Annotated in this window: 12 protein-coding genes, 1 riboswitch and 1 other annotated feature; of the genes, 2 read left to right on the plus strand and 10 right to left on the minus strand. The window is 51.6% G+C overall.

Features of this window, described 5'->3' with window-relative positions:
• Positions 1 to 58 precede the first annotated feature (58 nt).
• From TX77_RS10940 to TX77_RS10955, 4 genes are read right to left on the minus strand one after another with little or no spacing between them, the layout of a single operon-like run.
• Positions 59 to 634: a GDSL-type esterase/lipase family protein gene (locus TX77_RS10940; protein WP_044505127.1), complete on the minus strand. Its 576-nt coding sequence runs from the start codon at positions 632 to 634 to the stop codon at positions 59 to 61.
• Positions 631 to 2,106, minus strand: coding sequence for a tryptophan transporter (locus TX77_RS10945; RefSeq protein ID WP_044505128.1), 1,476 nt, complete (start codon positions 2,104 to 2,106; stop codon positions 631 to 633). Before TX77_RS10945 ends, TX77_RS10940 begins: the two co-directional genes overlap by 4 nt.
• A gap of 12 nt (positions 2,107 to 2,118) precedes the next feature.
• Positions 2,119 to 2,802: an energy-coupling factor transporter transmembrane component T family protein gene (locus TX77_RS10950; protein ID WP_044505227.1), complete on the minus strand. Its 684-nt coding sequence runs from the start codon at positions 2,800 to 2,802 to the stop codon at positions 2,119 to 2,121.
• Positions 2,803 to 2,804: 2 nt separating this feature from the next.
• Positions 2,805 to 3,617, minus strand: coding sequence for an energy-coupling factor ABC transporter ATP-binding protein (locus tag TX77_RS10955; RefSeq protein WP_044505129.1), 813 nt, complete (start codon positions 3,615 to 3,617; stop codon positions 2,805 to 2,807).
• A 50-nt stretch (positions 3,618 to 3,667) separates the two neighbouring features.
• Positions 3,668 to 3,922, minus strand: a binding site (T-box leader).
• Between the two features lie 190 nt (positions 3,923 to 4,112).
• A riboswitch (SAM riboswitch) is annotated at positions 4,113 to 4,207 on the plus strand.
• A gap of 99 nt (positions 4,208 to 4,306) precedes the next feature.
• Here TX77_RS10955 and TX77_RS10960 point away from each other — a divergent pair.
• Positions 4,307 to 5,137, plus strand: coding sequence for a MetQ/NlpA family ABC transporter substrate-binding protein (locus tag TX77_RS10960; protein ID WP_044505130.1), 831 nt, complete (start codon positions 4,307 to 4,309; stop codon positions 5,135 to 5,137).
• 102 nt (positions 5,138 to 5,239) lie between these two features.
• A complete protein-coding gene (gene metF / locus TX77_RS10965; RefSeq protein WP_044505131.1) occupies positions 5,240 to 6,094 on the plus strand; it encodes a methylenetetrahydrofolate reductase [NAD(P)H] in 855 nt (284 codons plus the stop codon).
• A 65-nt stretch (positions 6,095 to 6,159) separates the two neighbouring features.
• On the opposite strand, the gene speC is transcribed toward metF, so the two are convergent.
• The 6 genes from speC to TX77_RS10995 all read right to left on the minus strand — a co-directional run bounded on the left by speC (position 6,160) and on the right by TX77_RS10995 (position 13,354).
• The gene (gene speC, locus TX77_RS10970) at positions 6,160 to 8,319 is read right to left on the minus strand and encodes an ornithine decarboxylase (RefSeq protein WP_044505132.1); all 2,160 of its coding nucleotides are present in this window, start codon (positions 8,317 to 8,319) and stop codon (positions 6,160 to 6,162) included.
• A 171-nt stretch (positions 8,320 to 8,490) separates the two neighbouring features.
• Positions 8,491 to 9,663: an acetylornithine/succinylornithine family transaminase gene (locus tag TX77_RS10975; protein ID WP_044505133.1), complete on the minus strand. Its 1,173-nt coding sequence runs from the start codon at positions 9,661 to 9,663 to the stop codon at positions 8,491 to 8,493.
• A gap of 56 nt (positions 9,664 to 9,719) precedes the next feature.
• Positions 9,720 to 10,628, minus strand: coding sequence for an acetylglutamate kinase (argB, locus tag TX77_RS10980; protein ID WP_044505134.1), 909 nt, complete (start codon positions 10,626 to 10,628; stop codon positions 9,720 to 9,722).
• Positions 10,629 to 10,646: 18 nt separating this feature from the next.
• Positions 10,647 to 11,366, minus strand: a complete 720-nt coding sequence (locus TX77_RS10985) for an arginine biosynthesis protein ArgJ (protein WP_044505135.1) — start codon at positions 11,364 to 11,366, stop codon at positions 10,647 to 10,649.
• 15 nt (positions 11,367 to 11,381) lie between these two features.
• A complete protein-coding gene (gene argC, locus TX77_RS10990; RefSeq protein WP_044505136.1) occupies positions 11,382 to 12,326 on the minus strand; it encodes an N-acetyl-gamma-glutamyl-phosphate reductase in 945 nt (314 codons plus the stop codon).
• Positions 12,327 to 12,484: 158 nt separating this feature from the next.
• Entirely contained in the window at positions 12,485 to 13,354 is an 870-nt protein-coding gene (locus TX77_RS10995; RefSeq protein ID WP_081651746.1) for a S66 peptidase family protein, read from the minus strand.
• Between the last annotated feature and the right edge of the window lie 25 nt (positions 13,355 to 13,379).

A 13,379-nucleotide genomic window follows, 5' to 3' on the forward strand; every position in this document is an offset into this window, starting at 1 on the left:
GAAAGGCCGTGGGATTTTTTTATGACTGAAGAATGAAATTACAAAAGAGACTGAGATTTTAAGCCTTTGCCAGAAATACCCTCAGCGCTTCTTGGGCAAATACAGCGTATCCTTCGGCATTGGGATGAACGCCGTCAGCATAGAGATTTGTCCCGGATGTTCCTTCGCCATCCTGCAAAGCCTGATAAAAGTCGATAGCCGCGCAGCCCGTATTGGCACTATAATCCAAAAGCCACTGACGGTAGCGGCGGAGTATCTCATTGTGCCGATTCACATCGCCGGCATCCTGCCAGCCATAGTAGGCACTTTCCGGCTTCGTCAAAGGAGGAATGCCGATATACACCGGTTCCTCCTGGGATTTTAACAGCGAAACCATACTTTCTATATTGCGGCAGACGGAGGAAAAGTCCTTATCGAGGAGGATATCGTTGGACCCTCCCATGATGAAGAAGGCATCGTAGCCGACGATGTCGATCTGGTGCAGGCGAAAGACCATGCCGGCCGTCGTGTCGCCGCATTGTCCCCGGTTATCGATCTGAATCCTGCCGTCTGCAGCCACTAAGGTCGTCCACCGCTCTCCCGGAAGCACATCGTACCCATAGGTCAAACTATCGCCTAAACAGAGGATTTTCATGACCGGATCCCCTTTTGAACGGCTGCTACGGCCGTTTCTGCCGAAAGCCACGGCGCATCGAAGCGGCAGCCGGCTTTTTCAAGGTCCATCTGGCAGGTGAACATCTTGGGGATAGCACTGGCATAAATATTGTGGTCGTACATATAGCGCAGCGTCGTTTCGACGTCAGCATCGCTGAGGATGTGGCCGTGGTCGATGAGAACCAGTCGGTTAGCGTAAGGCAGAGCCGCTTCCAGCGTATGTTCGACGACGACAATCGTATGGCCGTAGGTTACATTCAAATCGTGAATCAATTCATAGAACTCGTGGGTCCCTTCCGGGTCCAAGGCCGACGTCGGTTCATCAAAGACCAGGATGTCGGGGTTAGTCGCCAAGACGTCGGCAATGACCAGACGCTGACGCTGGCCGCCGGACAGCTTGGTCAGGGGACGCTGGCGATAAGGCAGCATGTGGACTTTTTCCAGTGCTTCCGTGACGGCCTGATCGATTTTATCCGGAGCAACGCCCTGGTTTTCCAGGCTGAAGGCGATTTCTTCTTCAACGGTCATGGCGACCAACTGGCTGTCGTAATCATCGAGCATGGCTCCAACGCGGGTCGCGAGTTTTGAAATCGTCGTCTGCGTCGTCGCCTGTCCGTTGACATAGACCATGCCCTTCATGACACCGCCGAAATAATGAGGAATGGCGCCGGTCATGGCCATGCACAGCGAGCTCTTGCCGCTGCCGCTTTCGCCGGTAATGACCAGGAAGTCGCCTTCACGGACCGTCAGATTGACATCATCGAGGACCGGCGTCTTCTGTTTATTATAGATATAAGAAAGGTGTTCCATAGAAATGAGGCCTTCTTGAGCGGGCTTCAAGTCATACATGCTGTGATCGGAAGCCACTTCCTGTTCTTCGAGAGAATCGAGGATGCCTCGCGATACGAAGAGGCGCAGGGCCGGAAAATACATAATCGGCGTGACGATGGCATTCAAGGCACCGATGACGACGACTAAGGGCAGCATGGCTGTAAAATAGACGACGTTCGGAAGATCCATGACGAATTTTAAAATAGTGACGAAGGCACCGCCGCTCATGCAGGTAGCGGCAAAGCCGGTCAGGACAGGCAAGCAGGAATGGCCTTTCACTTTGATGAAGGCCAGGTTCTTGACGATAAAGGCACAGGTAAGGGCCCCGACGGGTTCACTGATAAGGTTGCCATAGGGAAAGCCCGATTTCGACGTCAGAACATTTACCAAGGCAGCGACAAGACCGATGCCGAGAGCCTGTTTATAACTGGGCTTGGTCAAACAAATGGCGACGCAGTAGGTAGCAATCGTCCAGTTCGGCGTAACGCCGCCGACGCTTGGCGATACGAGGTGCAAGATCGTACCGATAGCCAGCATCAGCGTCGTAATGGTAATCCAACGGAACTGACCGCCCTGACGGTGATGAAATTCTAATTTAGAAATATCTGCTACTTGTTTCATCGAGTTCCCCTCCTATACCATACCCTGCATCCGCAAGTAAACGATACCGCAGCTCAAGGCCAACATGACAAAAATAACGATGTAATCGCGTCCTTTGGGCTGAACGTTGCTCATAAAACTGTGTTCATGACTGCCAAAGCCGCGCAGTTCCAAGCTGAGAGCCATCGTTTCCGACCGGCCCAGGGACTTCAGCATGAGCGGCTGGACGACACTCATGTAGTTGATGACTTTCTTAAAAACATTGCCCTTCGTCGAAAGGCCCCGGCAGGCCTGGGCTTCCTGAACGGCCTGACTTTCGGCGATGAAGTCCGGCACGAAGCGCAGGGCCGCCGTAAACATGAAGGCGTATTCATAAGGGATCTTAATCTGCTTGACCAAGGCTGCCGTCAAATCCTGGAGGCGCGTCGTCGTCAGCAAGATGATGAAAACGATGGTCATGGCCAGCATGCGAAGGCCCGTGACGTAAGCCGATTCCATCGATCCGCCGCCTAGGAGCTGTACGACCGCCAAGAAGACGGCGAAAATGATCAGGCTGAATACGGCCTTGACATTGCGGGATAAGCTGCCGCACATGCCTAATAGAATGAGTTCAAGGACGACCAAACCGACTAAAGGAAGGGGCGTATGCATGACCAGAGCCCAAAAAGAAAAGGCAAAGGTACCGATTAATTTCGTAACGGGAACAAATTTTTTCATCATCATTTCGTACCTCCTATTCTTTCCAGCATGGCTGCCGTAAACTCTTTCATCGATTTACAATAAGGAAAATCCGGTGCCGCCATAGACAAGGCGACGGCGTCGGGCCGGCTCAGGCCCAAGTCATACAGGTCAGGGCGTTTCGTAAACAGTTCTTCCGGCGTCCCGTCAAAGGCCTTGGTATGATTGCCGATGACGATGACCCGTTGACAGTATTCTGCAAAAATATCCATATCATGACTGATGATGAGGATGGTCATGCCCTTTTGATGAAGTTCGCTCAAAAGTTCCATGAGCTGCTCCTTATCTTCGCTGTCCTGACCGCTCGTCGGTTCATCGAGGATGAGATACTGAGTATGCATGGCAATGGCCGAGGCGATGGCAACCCGCTGTTTTTCACCGCGATTGAGGTTGGGCGGATACGATTCGGCAAGCTCCGTCAGCTGCGTCGCCTTCAAGGCTTCCTCAACAGCTTCTTGGATTTCGGACTCACTCATGCCCAGCTGCTTTGGTCCATAGGCCACTTCTTCCCGAACCGTCGGCCGAAACATCTGTCGTTCCGGCCGCTGGAATACATAACCGATAAAATGGCTGCGAACGGAAGCATCGTCACCGTTTATGACCTTGCCGTTATATACGATTTCACCGGAAACGGGCTTTTCAAGACCCATGAGCAGGCGGGTCACCGTCGTTTTCCCGCAGCCGTTGCGGCCGCCGAGGCCGATGAACTCACCTTCACTGATTTGCACATTTACACCTTCCAATACGGGAACACCGCTACCGTAATTGAAACTGACATCCTTCATTTCCAGCATCTTTCTCTCCCCTTCTCTTTGAAGACAATAAAAAAACCTTTCCATCCCTATAAAGGGACGAAAGGTTCAGATTCTTCCGCGGTACCACCCAAATTGACTCAGTAAGTCCAGCTCTACATGTACGGCCTCACGGCGATACACGTTTCTTTGATAGCGGTGGAAATACACCGTCGCACCCTACTGGTCACCGTTCAGGCCGCATCTCCCGAATCCATTCTATCCGCCGGTCTGCGCCGAACTTCCACTGCCATCGGCTCGCTGTAGCTGCCACAATCGGATATACTCGTTTCGTTCATCGACAACATTTATGATTTGCTTTAGATTATATAATGGCAGTGGACTCTTGTCAAGATAGAAGAACCTCAAAACAGGTTCCTCGTTTAAAATATAATTTTTTCGCACCGTATCATTTCAAATTGACACTGATTATCGAGTATTTTCATATTGACAAATTGCCCATTCATGGTAAACTATTACACAAGACAATTGAAACGACATTTATCCAGAGCGGCGGAGGGACTGGCCCTATGAAGCCCGGCAACCGATAACACGGTGCTAATTCCTGCGGAAACTATTCCGAGAGATAAAGAACCAAGACCAAGCCTCTTTCTCTTTCGGGAAGAGGCTTTTTTCATGGATAATGGCGAAGCAAAAAGGTCTGACTATTCTATTAACAGGAGGTATAACTCATGAAAAACTTCAAAAAACTTTCCGTTCTCGCCGCTGCGGCCCTGATGGCCGTTGCATTCTTAGCCGCCGGCTGCGGCAGTGATTCCCAGACGACGGCTTCGTCCGACAAGAATGTCACCGTCACCGTCGGCGCAACCCCCGTTCCCCACGCGGAAATCCTCAACGAAATCAAACCGCTCTTGGCCAAAGAAGGGGTCGACCTCAAGGTCGTCGAATTCACGGACTACGTCAAACCGAACCTGGCTTTGAATGATAAGGAACTGGATGCCAACTTCTTCCAGCACACGCCGTACCTCGATAAATTCAACAGCGAACACGGTACCAAATTAAAAGCCATCGCCAAGATCCATGTCGAACCCATGGGCATTTACTCCCGCAAAATTAAAGATCTGAAAGATCTCGCTAACGGTGCAAAAGTCGCCATCCCTAACGACCCGACCAACGGCGGCCGCGCCCTCCTCATCCTTCAGAGCGCCGGTCTCATCACCCTTAAAGACGGCGGCAACATCACCTCCACCGTCCAGGATGTCGTAAAGAACGATAAAAACCTCCAGTTCGTCGAACTCGAAGCTGCTCAGATTCCCCGCTCCATCGACGACGTCGACATCGCCCTCATCAACACCAACTTCGCTATGGAAGCCGGCCTCAATCCTTTGAAGGACGCCCTCTTCCTGGAACCGAAGGATTCGCCTTACGCTAACGTCCTCGTCGTCCGTGACGGCGACGAAAACCGTCCGGAAATCCAGAAGCTCGTCAAAGCCCTCCAGTCTCCGGAAGTCAAGAAATTCATCGAAGACAAGTACCAAGGCGCTATCTTACCGAGTTTCTAATAGACAGGCAACAAAATCTTCAATATAATAAAGATATAGAAAAGAGGCTGCCTCTATGGGGCAGCCCTTTATCTTCTTATGATCTGAGGGGGAAATTAATGTATGCATACTCATGAGCTTTTTGCAAAAAAGACGGTCTTTTCATTCGAAGTTTTCCCGCCAAAGCGAGATACGCCCATCGAAACCGTCTACCCGACGCTCGATGAACTGAGCAAGATCCATCCGGACTTCATCAGCGTGACCTGTGGAGCCGGCGGCAACGGCGGCAACCGCACGACGGAAGTCGCAACATATATAAAAAACCTGGGCTGTGAAACAGTAGCCCACATGCCCTGCATCTATCTGACCGAAGAAGATGCACTTAAAACATTGCAGGAGCTGAAGGCTCGAGGCATCGAAAACATCCTGGCCCTTCGCGGCGACGAAACGCCGGGAAGAGAACGAACGCACCGCTTCGAACACGCCAGCGACCTCATCGCCTTTATTAAAGAAAAGGCTCCGGAGTTCAACATCATCGGTGCCTGCTATCCCGAAGGCCATGCTGAGGCCAAGACCGTCGCCGCCGACATCCGCAACTTAAAGACCAAGGTCGATGCCGGGGCCAGCGAACTGATTTCTCAGATGTTTTTTGACAATGCCGTATTTTACCGCTTCCTAGAACGCTGTGAAATCGCCGGCATCAAGGTTCCCATCGAAGCCGGCATCATGCCCGTCACCAATAAGCGCCAAATCGAAAACATGATTGCCATGTGCGGCGCCACCCTGCCCATCAAATTCCAGCGTGCCATTGCCAAATACGGCGATAAACCAGACGCCATGTACGATATCGGCATCACCTATGCCATCGACCAAATCGCCGACCTTCTGGCCAACGGCGTCGACGGTATCCACGTCTATACCATGAACAATCCGGACATCGCCAAACGGATCTCCGATGCCGTCAAAAACCTCTTGTAAGATAATCAATCAAAAACACGATTTCTCCTGCTAAAGGAAGAAATCGTGTTTTTTCATGTACAAGCTTATTCTTTTAGGACGTAACCATAGGCGTGGATGCAGCCGTCATCTTCTTTTTCCAAATAGACGCCTTGAATTTCCGAGGCAAACCCGGGCAGTTCGTTCAAACCTTCTTCGAGGGCCTTGAAATACTGAACAGCCGTCTTTGACCAGCGTTCACCCGGGACGACACAGAGGACGCCCGGCGGATACGGAAGGGCCCCTTCAAGGGCGATGCGGCCTTCGATGTTGTCGAGGGATACCAATTCGCCCTGCCCGCGGACGAAGGCATGATGAGCTTCTTGGGGACTCATGACGTATTCCGGGAAGTATTCCCGACGGAACAATTTTTTCTGTAAATCTTTTACATGATGGGATTTATAAAAATCGTGCATTTCCTGGCAAAGGCGTCGTATCGTATAGCCGGCATAGCGTTCAGGATGGGAATTGTAGACGCCGAGGAGGACTTCCTGCATGGGGACGTCGTGGTCGACGAAGCGTTCGAAGCGGACCAATTGGGATACGAGGAGGCGCATCTTGTTCTTATTTTCTGCCGGTGTCAAAAGGAACAAGATCGAGTTCAAGTCGCATTTTTCCGGGATGACGCCATTTCCCCGAAGGTACGTCGCCAGAATATTGGCATGGATTCCGAAATCTTCATATTCTCCCGATTCAGCATCGATCCCGGGTGTCGTAAGTAAGAGCTTGCACGGGTCGACCAGGTACTGCCCCGGTCCATAGCCTTCAAAGGCATGCCACGTGGCTCCGGGCTCAAAGGTAAAGTACGCCAAGTCATGTGTCATCTCATCCGTATCCCCCTCCTGCCAGGGCTTTCCGTGAACGGCAGGTGCGACGAAGGGCCGGATATAATGGCAGCGGCGCAGGATATCTTTTCGGGCATCGATGCCCAGTTTCACGCAGTCCAGCCACATCTTTCGGCCGGCGGCACCGGCGTGGATTTTGGCGTTGACGGCAATGGTAGCAAACATGGGATAAAAAGGACTCGTCGAGGCATTGGCCATAAAGGAATTGTTAAAGACCTTATGGTTACAGTACCGAGCCTGGTTGTGGATGTGATTATCCTTTTTATGGATTTGCGAAGCCTGAGAAAAACCGGCCTGCTGTTTATGTACCGACTGGACGACGAGGATGCCCGGATCGTCGTCATGCAAGTCGAGGAGGAGGGGCGAGCAGTCCTTGAGCATGGGAATGAACTGTTCATAGCCGGCCCAAGCCGAATCAAAGAGGATATAATCACAGAGGTGGCCGATGCGGTCGACGACGTACCGGGCGTTGTACAGCGTGCCGTCATAGGTATCGAGTTGGATGACGGCCAAGCGGAAGGGCCGTTTGGATTTTGCCTTTTCGGGGTTCCGTTCGGCTGCCAGCTGGCGCAGATATCCTTCATCAAAGCAGTGGTCATCGATGCCGCCGATGAAGCCATAAGGGTTTCTGGCAGTCTCCAAATAGACCGGCTCGGCACCGGCCTGAATGAGGGCCCCGATGGCAACGGACTTGTGGTTATTGCGATCGTAAAGGACTAAGTCACCCGGTGCCAATAAGGCGTTGGCGACGACCTTATTGGCCGACGACGAGCCGTTTAGGACGAAATAGGTCTTATCGGCGTGGAAGACTTCGGCCGCAAAATCCTGGGCTTCCAGGGCCGGCCCTTCATGGATAAGAAGGTCGCCTAAGGTAACGTCAGCATTACAAATATCGGACTGGAAAATATGGGGGCCGTAAAAATCGTAGAGGTAGCGGCCGGCAGGATGCTTTTTGAAAAATAAGCCGTCTTGGTGGCCCGGGCAGTCAAAGGGTGTATTCTTTTCACTGACATAGTCGACGAGGTCGGCAAAAAACGGCGGCAGCACCGTCTGTTCATAGCGTCCGGCCAAGCGTTCAGCAGCGGCGATGCAGCGGCTCTTATTGACCATTTCTTCCGTAAGGACGACGTCGACCTTGTCGATATAAGGCTCCGGCAGCTTTTCGCCGCCAGGCATGATAACCATGATGGGGATTCCGAATCCCGTTTCATTAATGGTATCGATATAATCAAAATCCTGATCCGACAGGACGGCTACGGCCACATCGGTAAAATCCGTCTCTTCAATGGGTACGATGTCTCGGTCGCTGTCAACAAAATAATATTGTACGTCAAAACTGTAAGCTATCTTTAAATGTTTCATATATGGCCTTCCTTATTGACTTCAAAAACTACCCAATTACCGGTATAGCCATATTGTACGAAATTCACCGATCAATAGCAAGACGACGGCCCTATACAACAACGAGCCTTCCCAATATTCAGCAAAAAAGCAGCCCCGTCAGAGACTGCTTTACAAAAACGATGGATGTAATTATTTATCGATGACCTTCTTTACGATGGCAACGGCTTCTTTCAAGTCATCCCAAGGGATGTTGAGGGGCGGCAGGAGACGGACCAGCCCATTGGCCGTGAGGATCAGGACGCCTTTTTCGACGCAGCCTTCGACGACGTCGCTCAGGGCTTTATCCTTAAGGGCAATGCCGATCATGAGGCCCATGCCGGAGACGTGGTCGACGTGTTGGCACGGTTCCAGTTCTTCTTTGATATACTGACCTTTTTTCTGTACTTCTTCCATCAATTCCGGCGTCAGGCGGTCGATGATGGAAATGGCGCCGGCTGTGCAGATCGGGTTGCCGCCAAAGGTCGAGCCGTGGGTATGGTCGGTCAAGGTTTTCTCTGTCGAAGCGGCAAAGAGGGTGACGCCCAAGGGCAGGCCGCCGCCGATGGCCTTGGCCGTCGAGACGATATCCGGTTCAATGCCGTAGCCCATATAGGCATAGAGATAGCCCGTACGGCCGTTGCCGGTCTGGACTTCATCGACGACGATCAAGATGTCATGAGCCTTGGCATAGGCTGCGACCTCTTTGACAAAGTCCTTATCGAGAGGATGGACGCCGCCTTCGCCTTGAACCATTTCCATCATGATGGCGCAGACCTGATTCGTTTCGCACAAGTGTTTAACGTCGTCAAAATTGTCGGCTTCGGCATAGACGAAACCGTCGACGAAGGGACCGAAATCCTGATGAAGTGATTCCTGGCCGCAGGCCGTCAAGGTCGCTAAGGTACGGCCGTGGAAGCTGTTTTTCAAGGTGATGATCGTATGGCGGCCGTCACCGTATTTGTCATGAGAATATTTCCGAGCCGTCTTAATGGCACATTCGTTAGCTTCGGCACCGGAGTTTGAGAAGAATACCTTCTTCATGCCCGTCTTTTGGCAGAGTTTTTCCGCCAGGACGGTCTGCGGTTCCGTGTAGAAGACGTTTGAAATGTGACTCAATTTATGGAGCTGTGTTTCGACGGCCTGAATCCATTCATCGTCACAGACACCAAAAATATTGACGGCAATGCCGGCACTGAGGTCGATGTACTTTTTTCCGTCTACATCATATAAGGTGGCTCCTTTGCCATGATCGAGGACGGCACCGATCCGATTGTAGACGTTTACAATATATTCTTTATCAAGAGCTTTATAATCTTCTGCCATTGTTTTTATCTCCTTTTTACCCGAATCCGGGTTGACAACCTTTTTCCCCAACAGCCTTACTTTCCTAAGGAATAGTGGCCGACGAACATCGTCCCCAGACCTTCTTCGGTCAGCATTTCAATGAGGATGGCGTGCGGCACGGTGCCGTTGATGATGAACACTCGCTTGACGCCGGCTTTGATAGCGTCGGTGCAGCACTGAACTTTGGGAATCATACCGCCGGCGATGATGCCGTCCTGTTCTAACTGCCGCGACTGTTCGAGGGTGATTTCCGTCAACAGTGAATCGGGATCAGACGGGTCTTTGAGGACGCCGTCAATATTGGTCATGGACAGCATACATTCGGCATTGAGGGCCCCGGCAATCTGGGCAGCAGCCGTATCGGCATTGATGTTGTAAGCCTGCCCGTCCGTATCCGTCCCAATCGTCGAGATGACGGGAATGTATCCCTTGTCGAGGTTGTCTTGAATGATGGATACGTCGACGTTGGTAATGCGCCCGACATAGCCCAATTCATCGCTCTGTTTGCGGACCTTGATCATCTGGTCATCGATGCCGCAGAGGCCGATAGCCTTGCCGCCGATAGATCCGATGAGATTGACTAAATCCTTATTGACCTGGCCGGCCAGGACCATTTGGACAACCTTCATGGTCGCTTCGTCGGTCACCCGAAGACCGTTGATGAACTTCGATTCAATGCCGAGTTGATCCAAGGCCGACTTGATATGCGGGCCGCCGCCGTGAACGAGAACCACTTTGACGCCGATGAGATTCAACAAAACGATATCGCCCATGACCGACCGTTTCAAATCTTCATTGATCATGGCATTGCCGCCGTACTTGACGACGACTGTTTTTCCGCTGTATTTCTTGATATATGGCAGGGCATTCATCAAAATCTGTGCCTTTTGAGCATTGGTCACAGCTTTTACATCTTCCGATACGAGATCACTTCTTTTAAACATCTATTGTCTTCCCCCTATTTAACTGCACGCTTTCAAAGCATGTTGAAAGCCTAATTTTACCAGTAACGCTTCGATTCCCCCTGCCAAAGCATCATGGCCTACCGGCTGTGCGCCGGCTCCCCCATTGGCCATGACGATGAAGGTGAAATGTTCCGTATCCATATCGGCCTTGACCTGAATCAAGGCCTTTTCAATCATAGTCCCGTCGACAACAGCATCGGTCATGATGACGCATAAGCCGGCGCTGTCATCCGTCCCGTCGGCAGCGATGCCCTGTAAAGAACCGCAGTCTCCCCCAAGAGACACGGTCTGAGACGACACATCACCATAGTTATCGAGGACGGCTTCTAAGGGCTGAGTATCTGTATCGAGGCCAGCCGTCAAATTGTTCAAGCTGTGAATCAAGAGGGACGGGCGAAAATACTGCCCCTTGACTCCATTGGCAACGAGGGCTACCGAATCCGGAGCTTCACCAACACAGGTACTGACAGCTTGACAGACTTCTTTTGAAATCTCAAGACCGCGCATGCCTTCAGGAAGGGCCGTCCCATTGTGCAGGACCAGGATTTTTCCGGAACGAGCCGTCATCCCCTGCGCTGTATCGGTCACGATGGAGCAGTCTCGTCGGCTTACGATCATAGCGACGTCCAATTTTACACGGCTGCTGCATAATCCGCTGTACGTACCGGCAGCCTGAAATCCTTGCGGTACGCCAAAGTTATCATAAACCTGACTCATACTGACTCCACCTTTCTAATGTTTTAACTGTAATCCTGTGGCCTCGTCGATGCCCATCATGAGGTTCATATTCTGGATGGCTGCACCGGAAGCGCCTTTGCCCAGGTTATCGAATAAAGAAGTGACCATGATGCGCTGGTCGTTGCCGGTTACAACGATTTCCATATCATCGTAGCCGCTCATGTCATTAGCACTGATAAAACCGCCCTTGTCGGCCCCAAAGTCGAGGACGTGGATGAAGGGGCAGCATTCATAATGTTTGGCTAAAATCTCCCAGACATCTTTGGCCGTGACCTTCTTCGTCAACAGCTGGCTGAAGAAAGGAATCATCACTTCCATGCCGCTGTAATAATCGTCGACGATGGGCGTAAAGACCGGTTCCTGTGCCAAGTGGCAGATGGAAACGATTTCCTTCAAATGTTTGTGCTGCTGGCCCAGACCGTATTGGCGCGGTGCGAATAGATCATCACTTTTATCCCCTTCGTATTGGCCAATCATCTTCTTGCCGCCGCCGCTGTAGCCGGTCAGAGAAAAGGCCGTCACCGGATAATCGGCCGGTACCAAACCTGCCGCCGTCAAGGGCTGTAAAATAGAGATGGCGCCACTGGCGTGGCAGCCGGGATTGCCGACGAAATCGCTTGCAGCAATGGCTTTGGCCTGTTCCTTAGAGAGTTCCGGAAAACCGTAGGTCCACCCCGGGGCGACCCGCCGCCCGGTCGACGTATCGATGAGGCGAACCTTACAGCCTTCTGCCAGTTTGACGGCTTCGGCAGCCGCATCATCGGGAAGGCAGAGGAAGGCGATGTCGGCGGCTTTCATGCAGGCACGGATGGCATCGGGGTCTTTTCTTTTTTCGTCAGCGATGGGAATCAATTCGATATCCTGACGCTGGCTCAGGCGTTCATGAATCCGAAGACCTGTCGTCCCTTCATGCCCATCTATAAATACTTTCGTCTTCACAATGCATCACTCCCAGAAAAAACAATCTATACTTCAAAATAGCTTATACCTTCATGTTTTATTGAATTTTAATTCATTATAGTTGAATTAAAATGTTTTGTCAATAAAATATGCATTGTTTTTACATAATTATTATTATAACTTTTCGTCACGGTCCTTCATTCTTGAAAAGATAATGAGGCTTTCGTCCCATTGGCTTCAAGATAGGCCGTAATTCCATAAGGGATAAAGGCCTTATCGGCAGTATGGCCGACAGGCAGTCCCTTGACAGCCGGCACCCGGGCCAGATGAGCATAATAATCCAGCACTTCATCGGTCGTAAAGTCACCGTCATCGTGGGAGGATGCCGTAAAATCACCATATACAATGGCCGACACACGGGACAAGAGACCGCTCTGCCAGAGCTGATTCATCATCCGGTCGATGCGGTATGAGCTTTCGCCCGTATCTTCGAGCACCAAAATACACCCCGTGCCGTCGAGGGCATAGGGTGTACCGACGAGGGATGCAAGAATCGTCAAATTACCGCCTACAATAGGACCTTTGGCCGTTCCCTCAGTGATGGTCGTAAGTTTTCGTCCGGGCGGCAGTGCCAAGACTCCGCGCCATGATTCTCGTTTTAATCCGTCAAAGAATTGATTCGCTGTATAATCATTCGAACCGCCTAAGGTAACCATCAAAGGACCGTTAGCCGTGATAAGGCGGCTCTTTTCCCATAAGGCTATCTGAAGGGCCGTAATATCACTGAATCCGACGACCCATTTCGGATGGGACGCCATATAGTCATAATCGAGCTTATCGAGGATACGAGCCGAGCCGTAGCCGCCATTGAGGCAGACGATGGCCTTTACGTCATCGTCATGGAATAAGTCATTCATATCCCGAGCCCGCGCTTCATCAGTTCCGGAAAAGAAACCGTAGGAACCGGACGCCGTCGGCATGACCTTGACCCGATAGCCGGCCTGCTCCAGACGGGCAACCGCCCTTGAAATATCCTGCCCCTCTCCATGCGTGGCCGGCGCAGCCACGCCGATATAGTCACCGGCTTTCAGC

Source organism: Megasphaera massiliensis, from assembly GCF_000455225.1.
In the GTDB taxonomy this organism is placed as follows: domain Bacteria; phylum Bacillota; class Negativicutes; order Veillonellales; family Megasphaeraceae; genus Megasphaera; species Megasphaera massiliensis.

Bases quoted from the DNA above. Each gene is read 5' to 3' on its own strand.
- speC (WP_044505132.1), bottom strand. From the start codon at position 8,319: ATGAAACATTTAAAGATAGCTTACAGTTTTGACGTACAATATTATTTT.
- TX77_RS10945 (WP_044505128.1), bottom strand. From the start codon at position 2,106: ATGAAACAAGTAGCAGATATTTCTAAATTAGAATTTCATCACCGTCAG.
- TX77_RS10975 (WP_044505133.1), bottom strand. From the start codon at position 9,663: ATGGCAGAAGATTATAAAGCTCTTGATAAAGAATATATTGTAAACGTC.
- TX77_RS10955 (WP_044505129.1), bottom strand. From the start codon at position 3,617: ATGCTGGAAATGAAGGATGTCAGTTTCAATTACGGTAGCGGTGTTCCC.
- TX77_RS10940 (WP_044505127.1), bottom strand. From the start codon at position 634: ATGAAAATCCTCTGTTTAGGCGATAGTTTGACCTATGGGTACGATGTG.
- TX77_RS10985 (WP_044505135.1), bottom strand. From the start codon at position 11,366: ATGAGTCAGGTTTATGATAACTTTGGCGTACCGCAAGGATTTCAGGCT.
- TX77_RS10960 (WP_044505130.1), top strand. From the start codon at position 4,307: ATGAAAAACTTCAAAAAACTTTCCGTTCTCGCCGCTGCGGCCCTGATG.
- metF (WP_044505131.1), top strand. From the start codon at position 5,240: ATGCATACTCATGAGCTTTTTGCAAAAAAGACGGTCTTTTCATTCGAA.
- argB (WP_044505134.1), bottom strand. From the start codon at position 10,628: ATGTTTAAAAGAAGTGATCTCGTATCGGAAGATGTAAAAGCTGTGACC.
- TX77_RS10950 (WP_044505227.1), bottom strand. From the start codon at position 2,802: ATGAAAAAATTTGTTCCCGTTACGAAATTAATCGGTACCTTTGCCTTT.